The organism is Haloarchaeobius litoreus (assembly GCF_024495425.1).
Taxonomy (GTDB): domain Archaea; phylum Halobacteriota; class Halobacteria; order Halobacteriales; family Natrialbaceae; genus Haloarchaeobius; species Haloarchaeobius litoreus.
In genome coordinates, this window is sequence record NZ_JANHJR010000001.1 from 1,229,081 (window position 1) to 1,253,955 (window position 24,875).

A 24,875-nucleotide genomic window follows, 5' to 3' on the forward strand; every position below is an offset into this window, starting at 1 on the left:
ATTCAGCAGCCACCCACACTGATTATCAGATAGATCTGCGCCGTTGGATGGTTCATGAGAAACGCTGCCCGCGACGCCTGGCCGATTACAGTTCTGGTTGTTCTACGTGTCGTTCCCAAAATCCCGGGTCCTCGTACTTCGAATACGTCGTTTGATAGCCGAGTCGGCGGCCAACTGGGGCAAGGGCAGTCGCCAGGGGGCGGGTTATGGTGGGCGGAGGTGACACGAACACCGAATCGTCCCCTAATTCCTCGGTCCACACCATGCCCTGGAGCACCCCCGGCTGTCCCGAATCGTCCAGTTCCCCCTCGTGGGCGAGACCAAATAGCGTCTTGATGATCTGGAGCGTCTTTCCTGGCGGCCGTACCGTACCGATGGCTGCGGCGAATGTATCGCCATCGTAGCGGGGTTTGTGAACCTTCCCGGCCGGGACAGTGTGCGATTCCCCCGCTGAAACACGGCGGGGAGTGCCTTCGACGACGACCGTCAGTTCTCCCGAAATGACCTCGAAGGTCTCCTCGTACCCGACATGATAGTGTTCCGGCGGCCCCTCGCCAGCGCTCAGATAGAGCGCACTGTGATACTCACCCCCCGTGTCCTCGGGGGGCTCGAGATCGGCAACCCACTCCTGAGACACGGGATTAGAAACAAGGGGTCCGGTTCGCTCCCGGAGCGTTTCTGCCAGGTCACCGTCCGGATCGACCTCGAAACCGCTCCCGGGGAGGGGGTCACCGTCCTCATTAAGCGTTCTTCCCACTGGTATGGTGCCCATGTTAAACACTACCACATATGGGCAATAAAGATTAGGGAAAACGGCGTAACACAACCTAAGTCACCCGAATTCGGGCTTTGACTCCGTTTTTGACTGCCGATGACAATTTTTGGTCGATTGATGTATGCTAAGCCATGTCATGGTGGCCCGATAATCCAACCCTGAATCGAATCCTCGATCACGAGGGATTTCCAGGCAGGTGGGAGATCCTCGAAACGGCCGATGAGACCGGGGGGAGCGGTTCAAGACTCGCATGGAGCTGGACGAACAAAGGGAGTTACCGCCGCACGTTCACCCGAACGCCGAGGAGAGCTACGAGGTTATCGCTGGGGACTGGAGGTGCACGTCGGTGGGGACTGGTCGACAGTCACCGCTGGCGAAAAACGCGCCATCCCAGCAGGCACGGAGCACGCGTTCCGAAACCCGGATTTCGCCGAGGTGATCAACATCCACCGCCCGGCGATGCGGTTCGAGGGATTTTCCGGCGGTTCCACACGCTGAAAACCGAACGCGGAGTCCCCATCCCGCCGGACGGACTGAAGGCTATGATACTACTCGCCATGCTGCTCGTCGAATACGAGGATGAACAGGTCGCCGTCAGCCCGCCCCACTGGGCGTTCAAAATACTGGCTCGTGTCGGTCGCGTACTCGGGTATCGTCTTCCCGAACGGCGAGCTGCTCGATATTCAGGAGAAACACCTTGCTGACCACATCCTCTGTATCTCGCACGCCGTTCTTGACGGATACCAGTTAGATACCTGAAGGGCCTGTTACCTCGTTCCCCTCTATCGACCAGATCCCCAGTCGAACTCGTAGATGAACTCAACCCTCGTTCGATTCCATCTCCCGGAAAACTCTCGGTTCAGGCCGACGCCGCGGCCATCGACTCGTCGTACGGCAGCTCGAACAGCCGCGCGTCACAGCCCTCGCAGTTGGCGGCCACCACGTCGTACGACCGGCAGCAGGACTCGACGACGTCGGTGCCGAAGGAGACGTCGCCCTCGCAGGCCGGACACCGGTCCAGGAACAGCCGGAGCCCGGCCAGCAGTTCGCTCCGGTACGCGACAGGCATCGTCTCCCAGTCGTCCAGCCCCGCCGCGAGCACGGGTGCCGCGGCCACGTCCGCGATGAACGCGGCGCGGGACTCCCACTGCCCGAGCCACTCGCCGTCGTACCAGGCGACGAACCGACCCGGTCGCGTATCGAGCCGGATCGACTCGGCGTCGAGGTCGGTCAGTGCCGCCAGCGCCGCACGCTGGCTCGGCTTGTCGGCCAGCGTCTCCATCTCCGCGTGCCACGCCACGGCGAACGTCGGGTCGAGTTCGAGGTCCGCCTCGCCCGGCACCACCGCACCGGCGTCGAGGAGCAGCGGCTCGACCGCGAACGACTCGGCGTGGAACCCGGCCGGGGCCTTGTCGAACCACGCCAGCAGCCGGTCCGGGAAGTAGCGCTTCGTCAGCTCCGGCGTGCCCGGCACGAGGTAGCCCCGCAGGTAGATCGCCGTTACCGAGGTCAGTGCGACCACGGCGGCGAGCCACGGCGAGAGCAGGAACGCCCCCGCCGAGAGCACGCCCGCGATGCCGAGGTTCGTCACGGTACACGGTATGCAGCGGTTCTCGCCCGTGTACTCCGGGCGCCGTAGCTGGTCGACGAACGATTCTCCCCCACGTCTTGCTGTCGTCCCTTCCATTCTCTGTTCTCCCGGAACGGTCGCTCGATGCGCCGATTCCTCGGCTGTATTACACCTCTGGATGGCATAGGTATGACAGCAGTACCGACGGTAAGCTCGTGTGGGGCGCATTGCGGAAAAACACGCCGCTGGATGGTCTGAGTGGCGTGCTTTCTCGCTTCCGTCGACCGGTTCTCGCCCCGTGACAACGATGGGCTGGACCACCGGCACGGTTAATACACATAAGCGCGCTGTAATATTGGGGGAATAATGAATACTGTAGCCGATGGCGATGGGGGGAGCAGCGCGACGCTCGAATCGCCAGACACATCGACGACCGGACGCGAGCCGACCACCGACGTGGTGTACCAGACCCTGAGCAACCAGCGCCGCCGGTCCGTCCTGCGCGCGCTGCTGGCGACGGAGCGACTGACGGTCCGCGAGCTGACGGCCTACGTCGCCGCACGGGAGTGCGACGTTCCCGTGCCGTCGCTCGAGTACAAACAGCGAAAGCGCGTCTACACCTCGCTCGTCCAGACGCACCTGCCGGCGATGGCCAAGAACGGCGTCGTCGACTACGACAAGTCACGCGGAACCGTCTCGCGGACCGATGTGACCACGGCATTCGCCCCGTACCTGGGCGAACGGCAGGTCGAGACCCCCGTGGCCGACGCCGACTGGGGCAAGCGCTACCTCGCGCTCGCCGCTTCGTTCGTCGTGGTCGCCGGGCTGGGCTGGCTCGGTGTCCCGCTGCTCGGGTCGATGCCCGGGTTCGTCTACGGTGGGCTGTTCGCCGGGGTGCTGGCTGTCACCGCTGGTATCCACCTCAACACGGAGCGAACGGCGAGTGGGACGAACGGGAGCAGGAGTTCCGAGAACCCTCGAAGACGGCCGGGGGACTGGGCGTTCTGGCGACGCACCGAGTGACGGAAGCGAGCCGGCGGGTTACGCGATGAGCTTCTCCTCGCCACGCTCGACGACGACACGGCAGGGCGGGGAGATCTTGTTGTAGGCGCGGCGGAAGGCGTCCTTGACCTCGGGGGCCTGGTCGACGGTGCACCAGCAGGTGAACAGGCGCTCGCCTTTCGGGACGCGCGCGGCGGTGCCGACGATCTTGCCGAAGGACTGGCGCATGCCGTCGGAGACACGGTCGGCACCGGCACCGGTGGCCTGCTTGTTCTCGCGGATGACGTGGTGGGGGAACTTGCGCAGGATCATGTAGTAGTTGCCCTCGCCGAGCGTCTTGATGAGGTGGCGGTTAGCCGACAGCCGGGAGGCCTCGAGCGAGCCGTGACGCAGCTGACACTCCTCTTCGAGCACCAGCGAGATCTGGACGGGCCAGTCGTCGGGGTCGCTGGCGGTGTCGCCCATCTTGTGCTGTGCGATCTTCGAGCCGGGGATGCCGGTGATGTACTCACGTCGGGTGTACGCGGGCTTGGAGATCTCCCGGTACATCGACGCCGGTTTGTCGGACATGGTCTTGCAGAAACCTCGCGCCTACGCCGGTAAAGTACTTTCGAGGCCGTCTCGCTACTCCTCGGCTGCCCGTGGGTCGAGCCGGGCGGAGGCCACGTCCTGGGCGAAGTTACCGGCGAGGCCGACGGACGCGACGACCATCGTCGTCGCCCCGCCACGTTCGTCGGGGCCGTCGCCGGGCACGTCGGCTGCCGCCTCGACTCGGCGCTGACGCGGACCGGCGTCGCCTACTCCATCGTCGGCGACGTGCTCAGCGACGGGCTCGACCCACGGTCGGGGTGCTCAGTTCTCGCCCGCGGACGGGGCTTCATCGGCGGCGGTGCCGGTCCCCGTTGCACCGCGGAACGAGTGCCAGAGCCAGAGCGCCGCAACGAGTGCGGTGGCCGCTGCGAACGTGGTCACGGTCGCATCGACGACCTCCGGAACGGGAGCCTCAAAAGTCTGGTAGACGAGCAGGACGGACAGCAGGAGCGCGATGGTGATGACCCACCGACGGATGGAGCGGAGGACTGTCTCGGTCATGCTTCGTGGTGGTCCGTGAGACGTGAAGTGTCTTGTCCGTCCACGGTAGCCTCATCGTGCCCGGGGCCCTCTGGAGAGGCATGCCGACTGTCCGGACCGACGACATCGAGACGCACTACGTCAAGCAGGGGGACGGTCCGCCGGTCGTGTTCGTCCACGGGATGCTGATGAGCACCAGCATGTGGAAGCACCAGCTCGACGCCCTCGAAGACTCGTTCACGACCATCGCGTACGACGTCCGCGGGCACGGCCGGACCGGCGGTTCGGGCCGGTCGTCGTACTCCATCGAGCTGTTCGCCGCGGACCTCGCCGCGCTGTTCGACGCGCTGGACATCGACCGGGCCGTCGTCTGCGGGCTCTCGATGGGTGGAGCCATCGCGCAGGCGTTCGCCGCCGCCCACCCGGAACGGGTCGCCGGGCTCGTCCTCGCGGACACGTTCCCCGCCGGCCCACTACCGCTCACCGGCCGACTCGCCATGGCGAACGTCCGCTTTCTCGCCCGCCTGGACCGGCTCGTCGACTACCGCACGCTGAACCGCTGGCAGCTCCGTGTCGGCAACTGGCTCCTCCCTGGCGTCGCGGGCGACGCCGAGACCGTCCAGCGTCTCGTCGAGGACGCCCCGCACATCAGCCACGACGAGTTCGTCAAGATCGCCGACGCGACCGCGGGCTTCCAGCACGAGCCCGTCGACCTCTCCGTGGTCACCGCACCCACGCTCGTCATGCACGGCGAACACCTCCCGATGGCGAACGAGGAGACGACTGCACGCCTGCTCGACCAGCTCCGGAACGCCGACCCAGTCGCTCACGTCGTTCCCGACAGCGGCCACGCCTCGAACATCGACAACCCCGACTTCTTCACGGCGCAACTCCGCGAGTTCCTGACCGAGCGAGCCTACCCCGAGGCGGTGCTTTCGTGAGGCAACGCACCGGGGGCTGGTCGCTCTTGCGTTCGTTCGAGAAGTGCTCGGTAGGGGATTTGAACCCCTGTCCTCGGCTCGAAAGGCCAAGATGATTGGCCGGACTACACCAACCGAGCGCATCAGTTCGTTCCCGGTGGGCGATTTTAAACCTTCCGTTCCCACCGGATTCCGGGACGGTGCCTCACGCGGAACTCACCGGCTCCTCAACCCTTAACCGGGACCCGCGCCAGGGTGAGAGCATGAGACGCGTACGCTTCCGCGACCCTGCCGGTGCGGTCCGGTACGGTGAGTGGAACGACGGCCAGATCGAGTTCGGCGACCGGACGTTCGACGAGGACGAGGTGGACGTGCTCGCGCCCTGCGAGCCGTCGAAGATCGTCTGCGTCGGTCGGAACTACGTCGCACACGCCGACGAGTTCGGCAACGACGTGCCCGACCGCCCACTGCTGTTCCTGAAGGGGCCGAACACCGTCGCCAGCCACGGGAGCGAGGTGACCCTTCCCGCCGGCAAGGACCGGCTCGACTTCGAGGCCGAACTCGGCGTCGTAATCGGGGAACAGGCCAAGGACGTGGCCGAGGCGGACGCGATGGACGTCGTCGCCGGCTTCACGTGCGTGAACGACCTCTCGAACCGCGACGACCAGAACCGTGAGACGAACTGGGTCCGTGGGAAGGCGTTCGACGGGGCCGCACCCATCGGCCCGGTGCTGGCGTCGCCCGACGAGGTCCCGGAGGACGCGGCGGTCCGGTCGTACTGCAACGGCGAGCTCCGCCAGGACTCGACCCGCTCGCTGATGATCTTCTCCGTGCCCGAGCTCATCGCGGAGATCACGAGCTACATGACGCTCGAACCGGGCGACGTCGTCGCGACCGGCACGCCGGAGGGCGTCGGCAAGCTCGAAGACGGCGACGAGGTCGTCATCGAGGTCGAGGGCGTCGGACGGCTCGAACACACCGTGGAGATTCCCAGCGCTTAAGTTTTAGGTCGGCCTAATCGCGCCAGAGATGGAGCTGACTCGGCGAGACGCGCTGGCCGCGCTGACGTCGACCGGCATCGTCGTCGGTGCCGGCGCGGCGGCGCTCTCGCAGGAACGACTCGCCGACCAGCGAGCGGAGCCCGACGTCGACGTGGACACGCTGGTCGCCGTCGCCGAGGTGCTGTACCCGAGCGAGGTGACGGATGTCCGCGAGTTCGTCGAGACGTACGTGGCCGGCAGAACCGCGGACAGGCCCGACTACCGGGACGGGATGGCCGACGCGCTCGCCGTCGTCGACGACCGGGCACGGCGCTGGTTCGACGGTCCGTTCGCGACGCTCGACCGTGCGGACCGGGACGCGACGCTGCGGCAGCTCGGGGCCGACGCCATCGACCCCGACCCCGAGGGCCGGCCACCGGCGCGGGTCCGCTACTACGTCGTCAACGAGCTGCTGTACGCCTTCTACACGTCTCCGACGGGGGGCTCGCTGGTCGGCATCGAGAACCCCATCGGCCACCCGGGCGGGACGACGAGCTACCAGCGGGGGCCGGACGCATGAGCACCGGATCGTCCACTGCACGGCGACAGGACGGCGACGTGGACCGGACCCCCTCGCCGCGCGCCGACGTGTGCATCGTCGGCGCGGGACCGGCCGGCGCACTCGTCGCCCACCGGCTCGCCAGCGGGGGCTACGACGTTGTCGTACTGGAGGCCGGCCCGCGCTTCGACCCGGCCGACAGACCCGAACGCATGGAGCGGCACATCCGGCCGAGCCACGGCCCCGAGGACGTGTGGGACATGGGCGGGTCGCGTGACGCGTACACGAACGCGGGCGAGGAGCACTATCCGCTCAACGCGGCGCGAGTCAAGGGTGTCGGCGGGACGACGCTGCACTGGCAGGGGATGGTGTTCCGGCTGCACGAGTCCGACTTCGAGCGCCGGAGCCGCCACGGCGTCGAGCGCGACTGGCCCATCGGCTACGACGACCTCAGACCGTACTACGCCGAAGCCGAGACCGAACTCGGCGTCGCCGGGGCGGATGATAACCCCTTCGCGCCCCCGCGCGAGGAGCCGTTCCCGATGCCGGCGTTCCGGCCGTCGTACTCGGACTCGCTGTTCGCCGAGGCCTGCGAGGAACTGGGAATCGCGATGCACTCGGCCCCCAACGCCCGGAACTCGGAGGCGCGGGACGGCCGGAGCGTCTGTCAGGGCTACGGCACCTGCAAGCCTGTCTGCCCCTCCGGCGCGAAGTACGATGCGACCGTCCACGTCGCGAAGGCCGAGGCGGAGGGAGCCCGCGTCATCGACCGCGCGCCGGTCCAGCGCATCGAGCACGACCGCCCGGGCGAGACGGTCGACGCGGTCGTCTACGCGACGCCCGACGGGGAGGAGCACCGTCAGGAGGCCCGGCAGTTCGTGCTCGCGGCCGGCGGCATCGAGATCCCCCGGCTTCTCCTGCTCTCGCGCTCGGAGGAGCACCCCGACGGACTCGCGAACTCCTCCGGCGCGGTCGGCCGCTACTTCATGGACCACCTGTTCGCCGGAATGGGCGGCGAGCTGGACGAGCCGACCCGCCAGAAGCACGTCGGGTTCATCACCAGCGAGTGCCACCAGTTCTACGACGACGTCGACGAGTCGGCCGGGCCGTACAAGCTCGAGTTCCTCAACTACGCCGGCCCGTCGCCGGTGAACGTCGCGCTCTCGACCGGGAGCGAGGCGGCCTGGGGCGACGCGCTCGCAGACGAGATACGCGGCACGTACGGCAACCGCATCGCGATGGGCGGACTCTGTGGGCAACCACCCCGCGCCGAGAACCGAATCACGCTGAACCCGGACGTGACCGACGACCACGGCAACCCAGTCCCCGAGATACACTGGTCGCTCGGCGAGCGCGAGCGCCGGACCATCGAGGCCGCCAACGAGCGACAGGCGGCCATCATGGACGAGCTCGGCGTCGACGTGGACTGGGTGGCTGGCCCCGATGCGACCGGGCCTGCGTTCCACCACATGGGGACGACGCGGATGGGCACCGACCCCGAAGAGAGCGTCGTGACTCCGCGGCTCCGGACCCACGACCTGGACAACTGCTGGATCGCCTCCTCGTCGACGTTCGTCACGGGCGGCGCGCTGAACCCGACGCTCACCATCGCTGCGCTCGCGCTCCGGGCGGCCGACGCCATCTCGGAGCAGCTCTGACCGAGGCCGTGTCGTGTGAACTCACACCAATATAACCCCATAATATCCGATTTAATTCTGGGGGTGACCTTTCTCACGGGATTGGAATCGCCTGTCCTTTATACGTAGCTCCTGCTCGCACGGTGAGGTATGAGCGGAAACCAGATAGGCGCTCCCGGTACCGGAATCTCCAGACGGCGGTTCATGGCGGCCACGGGAACCACGGGACTCGCGGCCGCGGCAGGCTGCATGACGGCGACGACCACCCCCTCCACGCGGCAGGTGGACCCCGGTGCAGCGACGCAGAACCGGGCGACGCAGGACCTCCCGACGACGAGCAAGCCGGAGGTCGTCGACCTGGACGAGCGGGGCCACGAGGTCACGCTGAAGCCCGTGCAGGCACGCCACGACATGCACCCCCTCGAGACGATGGGCGGCCCCGTCGGCCTCCCGACGACGTGGGCGTTCGCGGCCGACGACGGCGACCCGAGCGTCCCGGCACCCATCCTCCGCTGTACGGAGGGTGCGGAGCTCGAGATCACGCTCGACAACACCGACGCCGACGCCCCGCACACGCTGCACTTCCACGGCGTCCAGAAGACCTGGGAGAACGACGGCGTGCCGACGACGACCGGAATCACGGTGATGCCCGGCGAGACGCACACGTACACCATCCCCGCGAACGTGGCCGGCACGCACCTCTACCACTGCCACTACCAGACCCCCATGCACATGGAGATGGGGATGTTCGGCATCCTCCGGGTCGACCCCGAGGGATACGAGGAGGCCGATAAGGAGTACTTCATGACCGTCAAGGAGTGGGACACCCGCCTCGCCCGACAGCACGCCGGCGAGGACGTCCAGTTCGACCTGACGAACCGTCGTCCCGACGCGTTCACGGTCAACGGGAAGTGTGCGCCCCGCACGCTCCACCCCGAGGAGGGCTCGCCGATACTCGTCGACCAGGGCGACACCGTCCGCATCCACTGGGTCAACGGGGGGTTCATGAGCCACCCGCTGCACATCCACAACCACCGGTTCAAGGTGGTCGAGAAGGACGGCGCGGAGTACCCCGAGGGGATGCAGTTCAAGCAGGACGTGCTGAACGTCGCACCCGCCGAGCGGTACACCATCGAGTTCGAGGCGGACTCCGACCCCGGTATCTACCTGATGCACTGTCACAAGGTCGACCACGTCCGCAACGGCTCGACCTACCCCGGCGGGATGCTCTCGGGCATCGTCTACACGGAGGCGATGAATACGGAGATCTTCGCGAACCTGATGGAGTACGCGGGATACGAGGGCTGAGACCATGCGACGACGCCAGTTCATGGCCGCGGCCGGCACCGTCGCCCTCGGGACGGCGGCGACGGGGCTTGCCGCCGGCCAGCAGGAAGAGGAGGTATCGCTCGTCGACTGGTTCGACGGCGTGGGGAACGTCGACGGGCTGGTCGACCGGACCGGCGAGTCCGAGGTGACGATCACGGTCGGGTCCCAGGGCAACGGCGGCGCGTTCGCGTTCGACCCGCCGGCGGTCCGCATCGACCCCGGGACGACGGTGGTCTGGGAGTGGTCCGGTAACGGCGGCGTCCACGACGTGGCCGCGGAGGACGGCAGCTTCGCCTCCGAGATGAAGGGCGAGGACGGCGCGACGTACGAGCGCACGTTCGAGGAGACCGGTGTCGTCCGGTACGCCTGCAACCCGCACAAGAGCATGGGGATGCGGGCCGCGCTCGTCGTCGGCGACGTCTCGGTCACGCTGACCGCGGGCTCGGCGACGGGGACCAGCACCGGCAGCGAGGAGCAGGCACCGACCGGCCCGACGTTCGACGGCTGGCTGGAAGGCGTCGAGAACTACCGGGGCATCGTCGACAAGCGTGGGCAGGACACCGTGATGGTCTCCGTCGGCGCGCAGGGCAACGGCGGCCCGTACGCCTTCGACCCGCCCGCCATCCGTGTCGACCCCGGGACGACGGTGGTCTGGGAGTGGGCCGGCACGGAGGGTCCCTACAGCGTGGTCGACGACGCGCTCGGCTTCGCGAGCGAGCACACGACCGACGTGGGCAACCGCTACGCGATGGAGTTCTCGGGCTCGGGCCTGAGCAAGTACTACTGCGAGGACTACAAGGACCGCGGGATGCGCGGGGTCGTCCTCGTCGGTGACGGTCCGACGGAGGTCATGTCGAAGTCCGCGCTTGCGGCGGGCGGCGGCCTGCTCGCGCTCGTCTCGGCCCCGATGCTGTTCGGCCTGCGCGAGCACGTCCGGGACACGACGCAGGAGTAGTCCCAGGACCGCTCTTTTTCGACCGCTATCGCTGTTCGGCCGGCTCACAGCGCGTGCTGCGGGTAGCCTCACGACGAACCCGGACCGTGTCCGTTGGTATCAGGCACCACACTGATGGGTCGTGGTCGTGAAGCAGGCACCGACACAGCATGCATCAGTACGGGTCCGCGGCGTCCGAGGCCGGCGAGGGGTGGGGATGAGTTCATGGAGCGCACTCTGGACCTGCGTTCGGGCGAGTACAGGTTCGAGCCCGCGGACTGGCGCTCCGACGCCGGGCAGGTGCTCGGGAACGTCGGGTCGGGGAGCGAGGACGGCGAGCCGATGTGGCACCTGCACGATGTCGTCCGGGCGGACGGCCGGACGGTACTGGAGGTCCTCGATGACCGTCGGGGGATGGCGGGGATGCTGGACACGACGGGCCAGCAGTTCCTCTTCAGGAGGCCTGGGGGCGAACCGGTCATGGCGTACGAACACGAGGGCGGCCTGACGGCGAAGGGAGCGACGCTTCGAGCGGCAGGCACCGACGAGCGGCTCGGCTCCTGGGAGAAAACCGGGCGGTTCTTCGGGGACTGGGAGCTGACCGACCGTGACGGACGACACGTGGCGACCGCGTCGCGGGAGTGGTCCCTCTCGGACCTATTCTACCCAGTGTTCGCCATGACATCGAGCGCCGGCCACGACATCGGGGCGCTCGACCTGGCCCAGTCGGGGCTGTTCTACAGCGCGGCCGTGACACTCTCCCCATCGGAGATCCAGCCGGAACTGCACCTCGCGTTCGCCTACGGCATCTTCCGGGCCTACGCCATCCGCCGGGAGACGTGACTGCAACGAAGGGAGCCATTTCATATAGCATTATACGATTCATCTGTTGGGTGCTGGCCACCCGACCGCGGCCACAATTGTTGGATTACGAACTAGTACGGCGGCCGAGAACCCGGTCTGGACCACGGGGCGGCGACCGGACCGTGGGAGGCTCTCACACCCCGACCGAAGCTTGAAGTGCCGGCCCAGCGACACCCGTGTACGGCCACGATGGAGACCCTATCCACTTTCTGAGGCGGACTCGGACGCCGACCCCGCGAGGGTTGGGTCGCGAGCCCGCAGGCTGCTGGACCGCCAGCGGCGTCTCCGTCGTGCGATCTCCGACGCCAAGCTGTCGCTCGTGACGCGCGACGCCGCAGAACCACCACGCCAGATTCACATATGTCACGACGGACAGTACTCGCAGCACGAACCACAGACGAACGACCCGACACGAACGAGATCCGCGCACTCGCAGAATCCGCGGGCCACGAGGTCGTCGCAGAGCACACCCAGACCCGCCCGGAGGACGCCACGTTCGACCTCGGCCGCGGGAAGGTCGACGAGGTCGCCGAGAGCATCCGCGAACACGACGCCCGCCTCGTCGTCGTGGACAACGAACTCACGCCATCGCAGTTCTTCGCGTGGACCGACCGACTCCCCGACGGCGTCGAGGTACGGGACCGCTTCCGGCTCGTCCTCGACATCTTCGAGGCCCGCGCGAGCACCCGGCGGGCGACTCTCCAGGTCGAGCTCGCGCGACTCCAGCACGAGCTCCACCGTCGCCGCGAGGTACAGGGTCGGGACACGGAGTACAAGGGCTTCCCCACGCACGACCCCGAGGGCGAGTGGATCCGGGAGGTGAAGCTCAGAATCGACCGGGTCCAGAACCGATTGGACGAGCTCCCCGAGGAGGGCGACGAGAACCGAGCGCGAAAACACGACGCCGGCTTCGACTTCGTCGCGCTCGCGGGCTACACGAACGCGGGGAAGTCGACCCTGCTGCACCGGCTCGCGGACGACCTGTCGCTCGAGGACCTCGGGACCGGGCCGAACGACCTCGCCGAGACCGTGAACGTCGAGGACCGCCTGTTCGAGACGCTCGACACGACGACGCGCCGGTGTACCGTCGACGGCCGCCGACTACTCGTCTCCGACACGGTCGGGTTCATCCGCGACCTGCCCCACGACCTCGTCGAGGCGTTCCGGTCGACGCTCGTCGAGGCGCGGGAGGCCGACGTGGTCGTCCTCGTCGCGGACGCGAGCAAGCCCGTGGACGCACTGCGCGAGCGTGTTCGGACGGTGCTCGACGAGGTCGGCGACGGTCCGGTCGTCCCCGTACTCAACAAGGCAGACCGCGTCGACGACACCGACCTCGAACGCACGCGGGCAGCGCTCCCGGACGCCCTCGACGAGCCGGTCGCTCTCAGCGCCACCAAGGGGGCCGGTTTCGACGACCTGTGCGAGCGGGTCGTCGCGGCGCTCCCGACCGAGACGGCGACGTTCGAACTGCCACACGGCGACGAGACGATGGGCTTCGTCGCCTGGTGTCACGACCACGGCGCGGTCGACGCCGTCGAGTACGGCGACCGGGTCAGTCTCGAACTCCGGGCACGCCCGTCCGTGGTCGAGCAGGCCCGCGCGAGGGCGACGGACGTCACGGACGGCGCAGGGGCCGACGGCCGTGCTTGACTACGCTTAAGGGCTCACGGCCCGGGGATTCGAGCATGAAACCACGCGACCTCTCTGCGCACGTCGCCTACGAGGCGGGGCGCGGCATCGAGGAGGTCGCCAGGGACCTCGGCGTGGACCCGGCGGCACTCACGAAGCTCGCGTCGAACGAGAACCCCCACGGCACCTCGCCGGCGGCGGTCGAGGCCATCCAGGAGACCGCACCGGGCGTCTCCTCGTACCCGAAGGCGGCCCACGCCGACCTCAGGGACGCCCTGGCCGACCGCTGGGACTGCGACGCCGCACAGGTGTGGCTCGCGAACGGCGGCGACGGCGCGCTCGACTACCTCGCCCGGGCGATGCTCGACCCCGGCGACACCGTGCTCGTGCCGAACCCGGGTTTCGCCTACTACGGGATGAGCGCGCGCTACCACCACGGCGAGGTCGAGACGTACGAACTCGACCGGCCCGACCTCTCGCTCACCGCCGAGGCGGTGCTCTCCGACTACGACGGCGAGCGCATCGTCTACCTCACCAGCCCGCACAACCCGACGGGCGGGACGTTCACCCTCGACGCCATCGAGCGCATCGCCGACGAGACCGGCGAGGAGACGCTCGTCCTCGTCGACGAGGCCTACGGCGAGTACGCCGACGTCGACAGCGCACGCGGTCTGCTCGACGAGCGCGACGACGTGGCCATCCTGCGGACGTTCTCGAAGGCGTACGGCCTCGCCGGCGTGCGACTGGGTTACGCGCTCGTCCCCGAAGACTGGGCAGACGCCTACGCCCGGGTGAACACACCGTTCGCGGCGAGCGAGCTGGCCTGCCGGGCCGGACTCGCCGCCCTCGAAGACGACGCGCACGTCGAGAGATCCGTCGAGACGGCGCGCTGGGCGCGCGAGTACATGCGCGAGGAGATCGACGCCCCGGTGTGGCCCTCCGAGGCCAACTTCGTGCTCGTCGACGTGTCGAACGCGCGCGGTCCGGAGGGCGCGGGCACCGTCGCCGACGAGATGCAGCGCGCGGGCGTCATCATCCGTGACTGCACGAGCTTCGGGCTGCCGGGCTGTGTGCGAATCACCTGCGGCACCGAGGACGGGACCCACGAGGCCGTCGAGACGCTGAACGAGGTGCTCGACGCGTGAGGGTGGCGGTGACGGGAACCCCCGGGACGGGCAAGACGACGGCGACCGACATCCTCGCCGAGCGACGGAACGACGTTGACGTGGTCCACCTCAACGAGGTCATCGAGTCCGAGGAGCTGTACGAGGCGGTCGACGAAGAGCGCGACAGCGTGGTAGCGGACCTCGACCGGCTCGCAGCGTGGGTCGACGACTACGAGGCCGCAGGTGACGACGGGGCCGACGTGCTCGTGCTCGACTCCCACCTCGCACACCACCTCGACGCGGACCGCGTGGTCGTCCTCCGCTGTGCGCCCGAAGCACTCGCGACGCGGCTTCGGGAGCGGGGCGAGTCCGACGCGAAGGCGGCCGAGAACGCCGAGAGCGAGGCGCTGGACGTCGTGCTCTCCAAGGCGGTCGAGGCGCACGGGCTCGATTCCGTGTACGAGATCGAGACGACCCGGTCGAGTCCCGAGGAGGTCGCCGACGCCCTCGCGGCCGTGGTCGAGGGGACGCGAGAACCGAGCGCGGGCGACGTGGACTACCTCGACTACCTATGACGCTCGACCAGCTCAGACCCAGAATCCAGGCGCTGCTCGACCCGTTCGTCCGGCTCGCCGACCGGCTCGGCCTGACACCCAACGCCGTGAGCGTCATCGCGTTCGGGCTCGCGGGCGCGGCCGCCGTCGCCTTCGCGCTCGGTGGGCCGTCCGTCGAGGCCCCCACCGGGAGCCGCGCCGTCTGGTACGCCCTCGGCGCGGTCTGTGTCGGCCTGAACGGCTGGTTGGACGTCATCGACGGTGAACTGGCGCGGGCGCAGGACGTGGCCAGCGAGGCCGGCGACGTGCTCGACCACGTGCTCGACCGGTACGCCGATCTCGTCATCATCGCCGGCTTCGCCGCCGGCATCGGCCGCTACGACCTCGGACTCGCGGCCGTCACGGGCGTCCTGATGACCTCCTACCTCGGCACGCAGGCCCAGGCCGTCGGCGTCGGCCGGCTCTACGCCGGCGTGCTCGGTCGCGCGGACCGCCTCGCGCTCTCCGGCCTCGTCGGCTTCGCCGCCGCCGTCGTCTCGCAGACCCTCTACGGACTGGACATCGTCGGCTGGCTGCTCGTCGTCTTCGCCGTCGTCGGACACATAACCGCACTCCAGCGGTTCCGCGAGGTCTGGGGCCAGCTGGACTGAGCCGTCGTATCTTTTATCACTGCACGCGACGAACGGCCGCGTATGGTTCAGTGTGAGATGTGTGGTGCCGAGACGGCGTCGCCGAAGACGGTGAAGGTCGAAGGCGCAGAGCTCGATGTCTGCGACGACTGTGCCGACTTCGGAACGGAAGTGAAGACCCAGCAGTCCTCGAGCACCTCCACGAAGTACTCGACGAGCAGCTCGAGTTCTTCCTCGTCCTCCTCGAGCTCGTCCAGTTCGTCCGGCGGCGCGGGCGGTGGCGGCTCCGCCCGGCGTCGGTCGGACATGTTCGACGACATGGACGAGCTCGCCCAGGACTACGACGACCGCATCCGCCGGGCGCGCGAGGACCGCGGGCTGAGCCAGTCCGACCTCGCGAACGAGCTCAACGAGAAGGCCAGCCTCATCCGCAAGCTCGAGCGCGGGGACACGCTCCCGAGCGACAAGGTGCAGACCAAGCTCGAGCGGTTCCTCGACATCAACCTCGACATGGGGTCGGGGAGCGACGAGGACAGCGACTGGGACTCGGGTTCCTCGACGACGACCACGCTCGGCGACGTGGTCAAGCGCAAGGACTGACCGGAACGGACCTGTCGCGGTCGTTCTGCCCGTTCGTCAGACGGATGTCGTGCGCGCGCAAGACCGTCTTTTTTCAGGTTGAATACGCTTAACCAAACAGTCATGAGAGATGACGCTGTATTGGGCGACAATGGCCGACGAGGAATCACCGACTGCGGCGACAGGACCCGAGGAGTCGCCACCGGACAATCCGTTATACAATCTGTACCGCGAGTACATCGGCGAACCGGAGGAGGAAACCGACGTCTACCTGGGCTTCGGGCTGTTCTTCGGCGGTATCGTCGTGGGCATCGTCGCGCTGCTGTTGACCGTGGTCAGCTTCACGAGTTTCGAAGCGGGGACAGACCCGTTCTGGAACTGGACACGCATCGCGTACGCCCTCGGGATGCTCTCGCTCCCGGCGACCATCACCGGCATCGTGGTCCTGTTGCCGGTCGAACGGCGGGCTGTCTACGCCTCCGCCGCCGGGAGCGTCATCGACCTCGCCGCGGTCGCCTGGTTCGTCTCCGTCTACCCGGGCCAGTGGAACGAGTACGGCGTCGGTGCGACCCTCGGCGTCATCAGCCTCTACGCGCTCGGTCTCGTCCTCGTCGTCGGGTCGACCGGCGCGGCACTGGTCGCGGACCAGCTCGAACGCTACCGTAAGCCCGGCCCGGCCGACATCGAGCCGATGGAGGAAGAAGAGGAGGAGGAAGGCGAGTCCTTCTCCGACGCCGAGATCCAGGCGGACATCGACCAGGCGATGTCCGGCGTCGACCTCTCCTGGGGTGGCGTCGAGAAGAGCGAGAACCGCCGGCTCCAGTTCAGCGTCGACGAGGAGATGGACACCTCCGCGTTCAGCCAGCAGAGCGCGAAGGTGACGCGCTCGCAGGGCGTCGACTCCCAGATTCAGAACCTCAAGGCGATGAAAGGCGGCGAGAAGAAGACCGCCACCTCGAACACGACGGTCGACGACCAGACACAGAAGCTGAAGGAGCTCCGCGAGCGTCGACAGCGCGAGGAACAGCGCAAGTCCGAGGAGTCCACGAGCATCGCTGCGGCGACCGGTGGTAGCGGTGGACTATTCGCACGCCTCAAGCGGGCGCTCGGTCTCAACTGACCTGCGTCGCGTGATTCGGTAACGTCTGATTTATACCAACGCCGATAGTGATGAAATAATTTCACATAGTTTTATTATTCGGTGGGTTAGAATGGGCAAATATGGCTAAAGGCCTGGACGTTGGGACGATGAACATTCTGTCGGCCCAACAAGATGGGAACGACACGGTGTTCGTACAGCAGCGGAACTCCTTCGTGGAGATCGAGTACTCCGATATGGCCGAGCAGATGCTCTCTCGCTCGGAAGTCCTCCACATCCGGAAGGACGACAAGGTGTACGTCGTCGGTGACGACGCCCTGAACTTCGCGAACATCTTCAACAAGGAGACACGCCGTCCGATGAAGCACGGCATCCTCTCCTCCTCGGAGAAGTCCGCGATCCCGATGATGAAGCTCATCATCGAGCAGGTCGTCGGCGAGCCGAACCACCCCGACGAGAAGCTCTACTTCTCGGTGCCGGCCGACCCGATCGACTCCGAGCTCTCGACGCTCTACCACCAGAAGACCATCGAGAGCTTCCTCGGCAACATGGGCTACGACGCCGAGCCGATCAACGAGGGAATGTCCGTCATCTACAGCGAGCTGGCGGACAACAACTTCACCGGCCTGGGCATCAGCTTCGGCGCGGGCATGACGAACGTCTGCCTCGCCTACTACGCGGTGCCGGTCATGAAGTTCTCCGTCGCCCGCGGTGGCGACTGGATCGACGAGCAGGCCGCACAGGCCACGGGCACGCCCGTCGACAAGGTCACCTCCATCAAGGAGAACGACTTCGAGCTCGACTTCACCACCGACGTCGGTGGCGTCGAGGGTGCCCTCAGCATCTACTACGAGAACCTGCTCGACTACGTCATCGAGAACGTCGTCCGCGAGGTCGACGAGGAGGACGTCGAGGAAGGACTGGACGTGCCCGTCGTCGTCACCGGCGGCACCTCCAGCCCGGACGGCTTCGAGGCGCTGTTCCGTGACCACCTCGAGGACGCGAACATCCCGTTCTCCATCAGTGGCGTCCAGCACGCCAACGAGCCGCTGTACTCCGTCGCACGTGGCTCGCTCGTCGCCGCCCGCTCCGACGAGGACGTCGACGAACGCGAGGCCGGGGCAGAGGCCGAGGCACCCGCCGCGGACGAGTAGCGTCCACACACACCACTTCTTTCGCGCGCTCACGACCGACCAGTGGGAGCGCCCGCTATCGGGGAGCAGAACAGAGTACCGTCGGTGGGCTCCCTACTGGCCGGAGCCGTCCGCAGCGACCTCGACCTCTTCGTCGGTCTCCTCGTCGGCGCCGTCGCCGCCCGGTGCGTCTTCGGCGTCGTTCTCCGCGTCCGCTTCGGCCTCGGTGCCGTCTCCCTGGGCCTCGTCTCCCTCGGCGTCGGAGTCGGCTTCGGCCCCGTCGCCGTCCTCGTTCTCGACCGCTTCGTCGTCTGAAACCTCGGTCTCCTCCACCACTTCGTCGTCCGCTTCCTCCGTCGCTTCGTCGCTCGCGTCCGCTGGTTCGTCGGTCTCCGCATCCGCGCCGTCTTCGCTCTCGGACTCGTCAGCCTCCGCAGCCGAGTCGTCAACGCTCTCGCCGTCGGCGCTCTCGTCGTCCGGCTCGGGCTCCTCCTCGACGTCGCCGCTCACTGCATCGCGGCGGGCCTGTTCGACCCGCTCCAGCCGCTCGGCGTGTTCGTCGAGTCCGTCGGCGGCGAACTTCTTCTGGAACCGCTGGATGGCGTCCTGCCAGGACTCGAGCAGCTTCGGTTCGCTCTGGTGGTCGACCGGCACACCGACCCACCCACACGAGTCACAGCCGTACGCCTCCACGTCGCTCAGCGAGTACGCACTGAGCGAGGATCCACACCGTGGGCACTCTTTCATACAGGAACGTGAACGTACGGAATAATAAGCGTGTTCCATCCTCTCACGGTTCAGGTACGTGTACCTTACCGACGAGCCACCAGCACCCATATTACCTCCAGACATTTACAAAGCTTTTTGTATTCCCATAGTGTATGTGGTGGCAATGAGTGCGACCCCGTCCGCGAACGTCGAGCGAACCATCGAACAGTGTCGACCCGAGGACCTCCAGCCCGTGTCGCTGGACGCACAGGCGCTGGACTCCACTGCGCCCGAGTACCTGCGCGACCTCAAGCACGAGCTCACCGAGTCCGGCTACGTCCCGTCCGTACTGACGGTGCGTGCGTGCTTCGACGAGGACTGCTCGCTGGAGACCCAGCGCGAGGTCGACCGCGTTCGCGGCTACGTCCGCGCAGCGGCGTTCCTCGGCGTGGCCCGCGTCACCGTCGAGTGCGGCGACGTGGCCGACGCGGGCAAGGTCGAACCCGCGCTCTCCGCGTGTGCGGAGCGTGCCCGCCGCGAGGGCGTCGGGTTCGAACTCGACGGGCCTATCAGCCTCGACGACTGATTCTCTCGCGATGAGTACACGGCGCGCGCTGGCGCAACAACTCGGCGTGGTCGCCGGCTTCGACTCGCCACGGACCGACCTCGAACAGTACCCGACACCGCCCGAGGTAGCGGCCTCCATCGTCCACGTCGCCGACACGCAGGGCGACGTCGTCGGCGCGACGGTACTCGACCTCGGCACCGGAACGGGGATGCTCGCGCTCGGAACCGCGCTCAGGGGCGCAGAGCGGGTCGTCGGCGTCGACCTCGACCGGGGCGCACTGGCGACCGCCCAGGAGAACGAACGTCGCGTGGGCGCACGCACGACCGTCGAGTGGTGCTGTGGCGACGCGACGAACCCGCCGCTCTGCCCGTCCGGCCCGACGACGGTGCTGATGAACCCGCCGTTCGGCGCACAGGACGGCAACGAGCACGCCGACCGGGCGTTCCTCACCGCGGCGTCGTCGCTCGCGGACGTCTCCTACTCAGTCCACAACGAGGGCAGCCGGGCGTTCGTCGAGTCCTTCGCGGCCGACAACGCTGGCGAGGTCACCCACGCGTTCGCGGCGGAGCTCGACCTCGAACGCCAGTTCCCCTTCCACGAGTCGGAGACGCACACCGTCGACGCGGAAGTGTTCAGAATCGAGTGGGACGGCGACGACTGAGCACCTCGCCGCCGTGTTGCTGTGCGGCGCGCTGAGACGCCGAACTACCGATACGTCTCCTGTGCGAACACGCGAACCCGCGTATCGCCGACGACCGCGTAGATGCGGTCCCCACCGCCACGTTCCTCGCGCACGAACTCGATGCCGCCGATGGTCACCGAGTCGTTCGCCCGCGGAACCGCATCGCGCCCGAGGACCGAGCCGTTCTGGCTGACGACGATCTGGTACGGCCCCTCGCCCGACGGGGTGATGGAGAAGTTTCTCCCGTCCAGCCGCGGTTCGGCCGCCACCGCGTTGCTCTCGTGGACCAGCGTCCAGTCGCCGTCGGGCGGCCTGAGCGACACCCGGTACGCGGTGCCGCCGCCGACGGCCGACCAGCCGTCGCGGTTGACGCCGACGTCGGCGTTCCAGCCGACGCCGCCGACCCTGACTTCCGTGTAGCCCGTGTACGCGAGCCGCCCGGCCGAGACGCTCTCGTACCAGATACTCCGGTCCTGGTTGACGACGATGACCCCGGAGGAGCTCACGTTCGTCTGCTGGGAGAGCGGCCCCACGTCGACGACCGGGATGAGCTCGTTGCGGACGTTCTCGGCGTAGGTCACCTGGTAGCCCTCGACCTCGACCGCGTCCTCGCCGGGCACCGACGAGTCCGACACGGTCGTCAGGTTGCTGTACACCGCCGGTCCGGTCATCAGCGCCGCGACGACGACGAGGACCGTCACCGCGCCGGTCCGGAGGGTGAAGGCGTCGAAGTCCCGCTCGGTCACGTCGAGCGCGAGCGCGACCACCACCGCGAGCCCGACGACGAGCGTCAGCCCCACGCCCCGGTAGAGGACGTACTCGTCGTTGCCGAGGTACCAGTACACCGCCCAGAGGTTCTTCGCGACCGCGAAGAGGAGCACCCCGAGCCAGAGCCGCAGCGCGCTCGGACGCTCGTCCCGCCGGTAGAACACGGCCACGCCGAGCAGGAAGCCGACGAACAGCCCGAACGCGTGGCCCTGGATGGCGATACCGGCCCACCACGGCGGCGACGGCGGGCTCGGCGACGCCGCCTCCACGAGGACCGGGTCGCGGAGCACGTCGTACAGCAGCGCGAAGAACCGCTGTCCCCCGAGCACCGCGACGACCGTCGTCAGCGGGTACCGGACCAGCGCGAACCCCGCGAACGCGAACACGACGCCCGAGAACCCGATGACCGCGCCGATGGAGAACAGGGCCGTCAGCACCCCCACCGCGATGACGGCCGCGGGGTAGACGACCAGCGCCCGAATCCAGGGGTTCGTCCGCCACGACGCGAAGGACTCCGAGCCGCGCTTCTGCGGGAAGTGCCCCCACGCGTACTCCGCGAGCGGGCTCAGGACGATGGTCCCGGTGAGGTTGCCCGTCAGGTGCCCCGGGCTCGCGTGCGAGAACCCCGCGGTCAGCAGGCCCGTCGGGTAGAGGTACGACCAGGCCCGGAACGGCAGCACCACCGGACTGCGCCAGTGGTCCCAGCCACCCTGCACGAACAGGTAGACCGCGAGCACGAACCCGACGACGACGAGCGTCCCCCACGGCACGCCCATCACCCAGCGTGACCGGAGCCGCGCGCCCCACTCACCCCCCGGCCGGTCCAACCTGGCGACGACGCCCACCGAGACCGCGAGCGCGACCAACACGAAGACGACGATTGCGGACGACAGCAGACCCATAGCTGGCGGGAGGAACGGCTCGTACTAATGCGTTCGTGCTGGGGCTGGGTTCGGGACTCCGTGTGCTCGACTCGATTCCGAACCGCCGGAGAGCCACTGCAGCGAGGAGAACACTGGTGACGGCGACAGCCGGGAAGCCTCCTGTTCTCGCCGTCGCTGGCGCTTCGCGCCGGCTTCGAGGGATTCCTCCGTGATCGCCCCGGCTGCAACTCGTCTCGCTCTTCGGACCGTGCACCGCTCGCTCGGTCTCGCGGGCCGCACGCCGGTAGTGGAGGGTTTACAACATACGGAACCCCCGTCGTGTGTTATAGGTCGACGCGGTCGCCGATCTCGACGATCTCGAGGCGCTCCGGGTACGCGAAGCTCCTGGCGTGGTGGTGGAGCACCTTCGGATCGCTGGTCAGGCCCTTCCACATGTCCCAGTGGCTCGGGAGGAGCCGGTCGAACTGGAGGTCGCTGGCGGCCTCGACGACCTGGTTCTCGTCGTTGTACCACCGCGTCCGCTTGGGCTCGCGGGTCTCCTTGTCCGGGATGTTGCCGACGGTGCCGAACGCGAGGATGCCGAGGTCGATGTCGTAGCGCTCGCCGAGCTCGGCGAACTCGTCGCTGGGCTTGGTGTCCCCGCCGTGGAACACGGTGTGGCCGTCGTGCTCGAACACGTAGCTGACCGGGTGGGTCGCATCGGGGTCGTGTGCCGGCTCGACGTGGACGGTGAAGCCACCGACCTCGACGGTGTTGCCCTCCCGAACTTCGTGGAACTGGTGGTCCTCGATGTCGTGGTCGTCGGCCCAGGACTCCTCCTCGCTGGCGACCACGAGGCTGTCGTCGGGCGCGTAGAACGTCGCGCCGGTCCGTTCGAGGATCGGGGCCTGGCTCGGGCCGTGGACGTGGTCTGTGTGCTCGTGCGTGGCGAAGACGGCGTCGGCCTCGGTCACGTCCGCGGGGTCGAACGGGACCGGAATCATGCGGACGGTGCGTGGCGGGTCGCCCAGCCCGACGTAGGGGTCGACGAACACCGTCGTCCCGTCGCTTGCCTTCAGTACGAAGCCGTTACAGCCGAGATACCAGACCGCGATGCCCTCGGGCGACGCCTCCTCGACGGCGCGGGGCAGCCAGTCGCCCCAGTCACTCACTGTCATACCGGACCCTGCGAGAGCCGCGGCCCTAAGGATTGTCACTCCGGCCGCCAGCGGTCGGGCCCGTTTCCTTTATGTTCGTGGTGCAGGTACGTGGCTGTATGAGTAGCGAGGTCGACGAGGAGACAACAATCGAGGTCGACGCGGACGGGGTCTCGGTCGCGAAGTCGTTCGAGGCCGACGAGTTCCCGGTTCCCGCCATCCGGTTCGGCATCACGTCCGACCGGACAGAGACCGTCACAATCAGGATCCACGAGGAGATCCCCGAGGACTTCCCGATGGACGGTGTCGGATTTCACCCCGACTACGAGAGCGAGAACTGGACCGCCTTCCAGGACCACCACGTCGAGTACGAGCGCACGCTCGACCCCGGCGAGGAGCTGACCACCGTCTACGGCATCCGAATCGACGACGAGGCGGAGGCCGCCAAGTTCCTGACGGAGCCCCGTCTCACGGAGGTAGACGCCGACGACCCCGACGCCGATGCGGAGCCCGAGGAGGAGGTCGAGGGCGACAACACCATCGACGACATCGTCTCCAACGACTCGAACCAGGTCGTCAAGGACATGCTCGCCGGCGAGGACGAGATACCGGGACTCGAGGAGGACGGAGAGCCCGTTGCCGACGCAACGGCCGACACGGCCGAAGCATCGGGTGACGGCGGCTCCATCGACCTCGACCTCGGCGACGCGGCCGAGCCCGAGGCGGACGCCGACGAAGACGTCGACACGCCCGAGATCGAACTCGACCTCGAAGCTGCCGAGGAGGAGGTCGAAGCGATAGAGAGCGAAGACGAGGCCGACGACGAGCCCGAGCTCGACCTCGATATCGACGACCCCGGCGAGGAGCCCGACGGGACTGCCGAGGCCGAGGCAGACGTAGCGGCAGGCGACGCCGAGATGGACACCGATGACGAGGCTGTGGCCGAGACTGAAGTCGACGCAGACGAAGACGGCGAGCCGGCCGCGGAGGCCACCCCCGAAGCTGACACCGACGCGGAAGACGACACGGACGCTGCGGTTGCCGATACAGCACCTGACGCGGAGGCAGAGGCAGAAACCGGGGACTCGGACGACGACGCCGAGGTCGAAGTGGACACGGGGTCCGCGCCCGCAGTCGAGGGCAGCGTCGCGACCACCCTCGTCGAGGAGCTCCGGAACGGCACGCTGACCGAGAACGAGCGCCGCGACCTCCGGCAGGCCCTCGACGTGGAGGCCGCCGGCACGGACATCGCGAAGGTCGAGCACCTCCAGTCCCGCGTCGAGGAGGTCGCAGCCTACACCGACGCACTGGCGGAGTTCCTCGACGAGGAGGGCACCGCCCAGCAGCTCCTGGAGGAGTACGAGCAAGAGGTCAGCTCCCTGCGCGATGAGGTCTCGACGCTCGCCGAAGATGTCGGCGGGCACGACGAGGAGATCACCACGCTGTACGGCGACGTAGACGACGTGCGCGCGTCGGTCGAGAGCGTCGAGGCCGACGTGACCGAGCTCGACGACGGCCTCGAGTCGGTCACCGGTGACGTCGCCGAGCTCCGCACCGACCTCGACGAGTCGACCGAGTCGCTGGAGAGCGACATCGCCGACGCAACCGACGGCATCGACGACGTTCAGGCCGACGTGACCGAGCTCGAGGACGACCTCGGTGCGGTCGAGTCGCGCGTCGACGAGGTCGAGGAGCAGGTCACCGAGATCCAGGAGTGGCGCGACCAGCTCGGCGAGATGTTCAGCTGAGAACGAACACG

Annotated in this window: 26 protein-coding genes and 1 tRNA gene; 18 read left to right on the plus strand and 9 right to left on the minus strand. The window is 67.7% G+C overall.

Features of this window, described 5'->3' with window-relative positions; genetic code table 11:
* Positions 1 to 85 precede the first annotated feature (85 nt).
* Together NOW55_RS06275 and NOW55_RS06280 are read right to left on the minus strand one after the other, a co-directional pair.
* The gene (locus NOW55_RS06275; RefSeq protein ID WP_256399233.1) at positions 86 to 772 is read right to left on the minus strand and encodes a cupin domain-containing protein; all 687 of its coding nucleotides are present in this window, start codon (positions 770 to 772) and stop codon (positions 86 to 88) included.
* 862 nt (positions 773 to 1,634) lie between these two features.
* Positions 1,635 to 2,462: a DUF8054 domain-containing protein gene (locus NOW55_RS06280; RefSeq protein WP_256399234.1), complete on the minus strand. Its 828-nt coding sequence runs from the start codon at positions 2,460 to 2,462 to the stop codon at positions 1,635 to 1,637.
* A gap of 249 nt (positions 2,463 to 2,711) precedes the next feature.
* Between NOW55_RS06280 and NOW55_RS06285 the strand changes: the two genes are divergently transcribed.
* Positions 2,712 to 3,368, plus strand: coding sequence for a DUF7344 domain-containing protein (locus NOW55_RS06285; RefSeq protein WP_256399235.1), 657 nt, complete (start codon positions 2,712 to 2,714; stop codon positions 3,366 to 3,368).
* Between the two features lie 18 nt (positions 3,369 to 3,386).
* Here NOW55_RS06285 and NOW55_RS06290 read toward each other — a convergent pair whose 3' ends face one another.
* The 3 genes from NOW55_RS06290 to NOW55_RS06300 all read right to left on the minus strand — a co-directional run bounded on the left by NOW55_RS06290 (position 3,387) and on the right by NOW55_RS06300 (position 4,439).
* Complete coding sequence (locus tag NOW55_RS06290; RefSeq protein WP_256399236.1) at positions 3,387 to 3,917, minus strand: 50S ribosomal protein L16; 531 nt, start codon at positions 3,915 to 3,917, stop codon at positions 3,387 to 3,389.
* A 54-nt stretch (positions 3,918 to 3,971) separates the two neighbouring features.
* On the minus strand, positions 3,972 to 4,100 hold the full coding sequence (locus NOW55_RS06295) for a hypothetical protein (RefSeq protein ID WP_256399237.1): 129 nt from the start codon (positions 4,098 to 4,100) through the stop codon (positions 3,972 to 3,974).
* A 99-nt stretch (positions 4,101 to 4,199) separates the two neighbouring features.
* Complete coding sequence (locus NOW55_RS06300) at positions 4,200 to 4,439, minus strand: hypothetical protein (RefSeq protein ID WP_256399238.1); 240 nt, start codon at positions 4,437 to 4,439, stop codon at positions 4,200 to 4,202.
* Positions 4,440 to 4,519: 80 nt separating this feature from the next.
* On the opposite strand from NOW55_RS06300, the gene NOW55_RS06305 reads away from it, so the two are divergent.
* A complete protein-coding gene (locus NOW55_RS06305) occupies positions 4,520 to 5,359 on the plus strand; it encodes an alpha/beta fold hydrolase (protein WP_256399239.1) in 840 nt (279 codons plus the stop codon).
* A 44-nt stretch (positions 5,360 to 5,403) separates the two neighbouring features.
* On the opposite strand, the gene NOW55_RS06310 is transcribed toward NOW55_RS06305, so the two are convergent.
* Positions 5,404 to 5,478: transfer RNA gene (locus tag NOW55_RS06310), tRNA-Glu, on the minus strand.
* 123 nt (positions 5,479 to 5,601) lie between these two features.
* On the opposite strand from NOW55_RS06310, the gene NOW55_RS06315 reads away from it, so the two are divergent.
* The 13 genes from NOW55_RS06315 to NOW55_RS06375 all read left to right on the plus strand — a co-directional run bounded on the left by NOW55_RS06315 (position 5,602) and on the right by NOW55_RS06375 (position 18,391).
* Complete coding sequence (locus NOW55_RS06315; RefSeq protein WP_256399240.1) at positions 5,602 to 6,339, plus strand: fumarylacetoacetate hydrolase family protein; 738 nt, start codon at positions 5,602 to 5,604, stop codon at positions 6,337 to 6,339.
* A 28-nt stretch (positions 6,340 to 6,367) separates the two neighbouring features.
* Positions 6,368 to 6,898, plus strand: coding sequence for a gluconate 2-dehydrogenase subunit 3 family protein (locus NOW55_RS06320; protein ID WP_256399241.1), 531 nt, complete (start codon positions 6,368 to 6,370; stop codon positions 6,896 to 6,898).
* Entirely contained in the window at positions 6,895 to 8,535 is a 1,641-nt protein-coding gene (locus NOW55_RS06325; RefSeq protein ID WP_256399242.1) for a GMC family oxidoreductase, read from the plus strand. The genes NOW55_RS06320 and NOW55_RS06325 overlap by 4 nt, the downstream gene beginning before the upstream one ends.
* A gap of 183 nt (positions 8,536 to 8,718) precedes the next feature.
* The gene (locus NOW55_RS06330; protein ID WP_438266571.1) at positions 8,719 to 9,822 is read left to right on the plus strand and encodes a multicopper oxidase domain-containing protein; all 1,104 of its coding nucleotides are present in this window, start codon (positions 8,719 to 8,721) and stop codon (positions 9,820 to 9,822) included.
* 4 nt (positions 9,823 to 9,826) lie between these two features.
* Positions 9,827 to 10,798 (plus strand): halocyanin domain-containing protein, encoded by a 972-nt coding sequence (locus NOW55_RS06335; protein ID WP_256399244.1) that lies wholly within the window; start codon positions 9,827 to 9,829, stop codon positions 10,796 to 10,798.
* 204 nt (positions 10,799 to 11,002) lie between these two features.
* Positions 11,003 to 11,620, plus strand: a complete 618-nt coding sequence (locus NOW55_RS06340; protein ID WP_256399245.1) for a hypothetical protein — start codon at positions 11,003 to 11,005, stop codon at positions 11,618 to 11,620.
* 381 nt (positions 11,621 to 12,001) lie between these two features.
* On the plus strand, positions 12,002 to 13,291 hold the full coding sequence (gene hflX / locus NOW55_RS06345; RefSeq protein ID WP_256399246.1) for a GTPase HflX: 1,290 nt from the start codon (positions 12,002 to 12,004) through the stop codon (positions 13,289 to 13,291).
* Positions 13,292 to 13,326: 35 nt separating this feature from the next.
* Positions 13,327 to 14,415 (plus strand): histidinol-phosphate transaminase, encoded by a 1,089-nt coding sequence (gene hisC / locus NOW55_RS06350; RefSeq protein ID WP_256399247.1) that lies wholly within the window; start codon positions 13,327 to 13,329, stop codon positions 14,413 to 14,415.
* A complete protein-coding gene (locus NOW55_RS06355) occupies positions 14,412 to 14,951 on the plus strand; it encodes an adenylate kinase family protein (RefSeq protein ID WP_256399248.1) in 540 nt (179 codons plus the stop codon). The genes hisC and NOW55_RS06355 overlap by 4 nt, the downstream gene beginning before the upstream one ends.
* On the plus strand, positions 14,948 to 15,580 hold the full coding sequence (locus NOW55_RS06360; RefSeq protein ID WP_256399249.1) for a CDP-alcohol phosphatidyltransferase family protein: 633 nt from the start codon (positions 14,948 to 14,950) through the stop codon (positions 15,578 to 15,580). The genes NOW55_RS06355 and NOW55_RS06360 overlap by 4 nt, the downstream gene beginning before the upstream one ends.
* A 42-nt stretch (positions 15,581 to 15,622) precedes the next feature.
* Positions 15,623 to 16,159 (plus strand): multiprotein bridging factor aMBF1, encoded by a 537-nt coding sequence (locus NOW55_RS06365; protein ID WP_256399250.1) that lies wholly within the window; start codon positions 15,623 to 15,625, stop codon positions 16,157 to 16,159.
* Between the two features lie 130 nt (positions 16,160 to 16,289).
* Positions 16,290 to 17,258, plus strand: a complete 969-nt coding sequence (locus NOW55_RS06370; protein ID WP_256399251.1) for a cell division protein CdpA domain-containing protein — start codon at positions 16,290 to 16,292, stop codon at positions 17,256 to 17,258.
* A 101-nt stretch (positions 17,259 to 17,359) separates the two neighbouring features.
* Positions 17,360 to 18,391: a disk-shape morphogenesis protein volactin gene (locus NOW55_RS06375; RefSeq protein WP_256399252.1), complete on the plus strand. Its 1,032-nt coding sequence runs from the start codon at positions 17,360 to 17,362 to the stop codon at positions 18,389 to 18,391.
* A gap of 93 nt (positions 18,392 to 18,484) precedes the next feature.
* Here NOW55_RS06375 and NOW55_RS06380 read toward each other — a convergent pair whose 3' ends face one another.
* A complete protein-coding gene (locus NOW55_RS06380) occupies positions 18,485 to 19,117 on the minus strand; it encodes a zf-TFIIB domain-containing protein (protein WP_256399253.1) in 633 nt (210 codons plus the stop codon).
* A gap of 145 nt (positions 19,118 to 19,262) precedes the next feature.
* Here NOW55_RS06380 and NOW55_RS06385 point away from each other — a divergent pair, with 145 nt between their 5' ends.
* Both NOW55_RS06385 and NOW55_RS06390 read left to right on the plus strand, forming a co-directional pair.
* Complete coding sequence (locus NOW55_RS06385) at positions 19,263 to 19,664, plus strand: DUF7961 family protein (protein WP_256399254.1); 402 nt, start codon at positions 19,263 to 19,265, stop codon at positions 19,662 to 19,664.
* A 10-nt stretch (positions 19,665 to 19,674) separates the two neighbouring features.
* Positions 19,675 to 20,307: an METTL5 family protein gene (locus NOW55_RS06390; protein WP_256399255.1), complete on the plus strand. Its 633-nt coding sequence runs from the start codon at positions 19,675 to 19,677 to the stop codon at positions 20,305 to 20,307.
* A 44-nt stretch (positions 20,308 to 20,351) separates the two neighbouring features.
* On the opposite strand, the gene NOW55_RS06395 is transcribed toward NOW55_RS06390, so the two are convergent.
* On the minus strand, positions 20,352 to 21,998 hold the full coding sequence (locus tag NOW55_RS06395; RefSeq protein ID WP_256399256.1) for a rhomboid family intramembrane serine protease: 1,647 nt from the start codon (positions 21,996 to 21,998) through the stop codon (positions 20,352 to 20,354).
* Between the two features lie 305 nt (positions 21,999 to 22,303).
* Positions 22,304 to 23,137 carry an MBL fold metallo-hydrolase gene (locus tag NOW55_RS06400; RefSeq protein WP_256399257.1) on the minus strand — a complete coding sequence of 278 codons (834 nt, stop codon included), beginning with the start codon at positions 23,135 to 23,137 and terminating at the stop codon, positions 22,304 to 22,306.
* 98 nt (positions 23,138 to 23,235) lie between these two features.
* Here NOW55_RS06400 and NOW55_RS06405 point away from each other — a divergent pair, with 98 nt between their 5' ends.
* Positions 23,236 to 24,864: a hypothetical protein gene (locus tag NOW55_RS06405; protein ID WP_256399258.1), complete on the plus strand. Its 1,629-nt coding sequence runs from the start codon at positions 23,236 to 23,238 to the stop codon at positions 24,862 to 24,864.
* The last annotated feature ends 11 nt before the right edge of the window (positions 24,865 to 24,875 follow it).

What these genes read in the sequence shown, in the direction of transcription:
- hflX (WP_256399246.1), top strand. Translation starts at nt 12,002, where the DNA reads ATGTCACGACGGACAGTACTCGCAGCACGAACCACAGACGAACGACCC.
- NOW55_RS06285 (WP_256399235.1), top strand. Translation starts at nt 2,712, where the DNA reads ATGAATACTGTAGCCGATGGCGATGGGGGGAGCAGCGCGACGCTCGAA.
- NOW55_RS06300 (WP_256399238.1), bottom strand. Translation starts at nt 4,439, where the DNA reads ATGACCGAGACAGTCCTCCGCTCCATCCGTCGGTGGGTCATCACCATC.
- NOW55_RS06375 (WP_256399252.1), top strand. Translation starts at nt 17,360, where the DNA reads ATGGCTAAAGGCCTGGACGTTGGGACGATGAACATTCTGTCGGCCCAA.
- NOW55_RS06390 (WP_256399255.1), top strand. Translation starts at nt 19,675, where the DNA reads ATGAGTACACGGCGCGCGCTGGCGCAACAACTCGGCGTGGTCGCCGGC.
- NOW55_RS06305 (WP_256399239.1), top strand. Translation starts at nt 4,520, where the DNA reads ATGCCGACTGTCCGGACCGACGACATCGAGACGCACTACGTCAAGCAG.
- NOW55_RS06315 (WP_256399240.1), top strand. Translation starts at nt 5,602, where the DNA reads ATGAGACGCGTACGCTTCCGCGACCCTGCCGGTGCGGTCCGGTACGGT.
- NOW55_RS06340 (WP_256399245.1), top strand. Translation starts at nt 11,003, where the DNA reads ATGGAGCGCACTCTGGACCTGCGTTCGGGCGAGTACAGGTTCGAGCCC.
- NOW55_RS06385 (WP_256399254.1), top strand. Translation starts at nt 19,263, where the DNA reads ATGAGTGCGACCCCGTCCGCGAACGTCGAGCGAACCATCGAACAGTGT.
- hisC (WP_256399247.1), top strand. Translation starts at nt 13,327, where the DNA reads ATGAAACCACGCGACCTCTCTGCGCACGTCGCCTACGAGGCGGGGCGC.
- NOW55_RS06280 (WP_256399234.1), bottom strand. Translation starts at nt 2,462, where the DNA reads ATGGAAGGGACGACAGCAAGACGTGGGGGAGAATCGTTCGTCGACCAG.
- NOW55_RS06370 (WP_256399251.1), top strand. Translation starts at nt 16,290, where the DNA reads ATGGCCGACGAGGAATCACCGACTGCGGCGACAGGACCCGAGGAGTCG.
- NOW55_RS06320 (WP_256399241.1), top strand. Translation starts at nt 6,368, where the DNA reads ATGGAGCTGACTCGGCGAGACGCGCTGGCCGCGCTGACGTCGACCGGC.
- NOW55_RS06275 (WP_256399233.1), bottom strand. Translation starts at nt 772, where the DNA reads ATGGGCACCATACCAGTGGGAAGAACGCTTAATGAGGACGGTGACCCC.
- NOW55_RS06290 (WP_256399236.1), bottom strand. Translation starts at nt 3,917, where the DNA reads ATGTCCGACAAACCGGCGTCGATGTACCGGGAGATCTCCAAGCCCGCG.
- NOW55_RS06330 (WP_438266571.1), top strand. Translation starts at nt 8,719, where the DNA reads ATGGCGGCCACGGGAACCACGGGACTCGCGGCCGCGGCAGGCTGCATG.
- NOW55_RS06400 (WP_256399257.1), bottom strand. Translation starts at nt 23,137, where the DNA reads ATGACAGTGAGTGACTGGGGCGACTGGCTGCCCCGCGCCGTCGAGGAG.
- NOW55_RS06335 (WP_256399244.1), top strand. Translation starts at nt 9,827, where the DNA reads ATGCGACGACGCCAGTTCATGGCCGCGGCCGGCACCGTCGCCCTCGGG.
- NOW55_RS06380 (WP_256399253.1), bottom strand. Translation starts at nt 19,117, where the DNA reads ATGAAAGAGTGCCCACGGTGTGGATCCTCGCTCAGTGCGTACTCGCTG.
- NOW55_RS06395 (WP_256399256.1), bottom strand. Translation starts at nt 21,998, where the DNA reads ATGGGTCTGCTGTCGTCCGCAATCGTCGTCTTCGTGTTGGTCGCGCTC.
- NOW55_RS06325 (WP_256399242.1), top strand. Translation starts at nt 6,895, where the DNA reads ATGAGCACCGGATCGTCCACTGCACGGCGACAGGACGGCGACGTGGAC.
- NOW55_RS06405 (WP_256399258.1), top strand. Translation starts at nt 23,236, where the DNA reads ATGAGTAGCGAGGTCGACGAGGAGACAACAATCGAGGTCGACGCGGAC.
- NOW55_RS06360 (WP_256399249.1), top strand. Translation starts at nt 14,948, where the DNA reads ATGACGCTCGACCAGCTCAGACCCAGAATCCAGGCGCTGCTCGACCCG.
- NOW55_RS06365 (WP_256399250.1), top strand. Translation starts at nt 15,623, where the DNA reads ATGGTTCAGTGTGAGATGTGTGGTGCCGAGACGGCGTCGCCGAAGACG.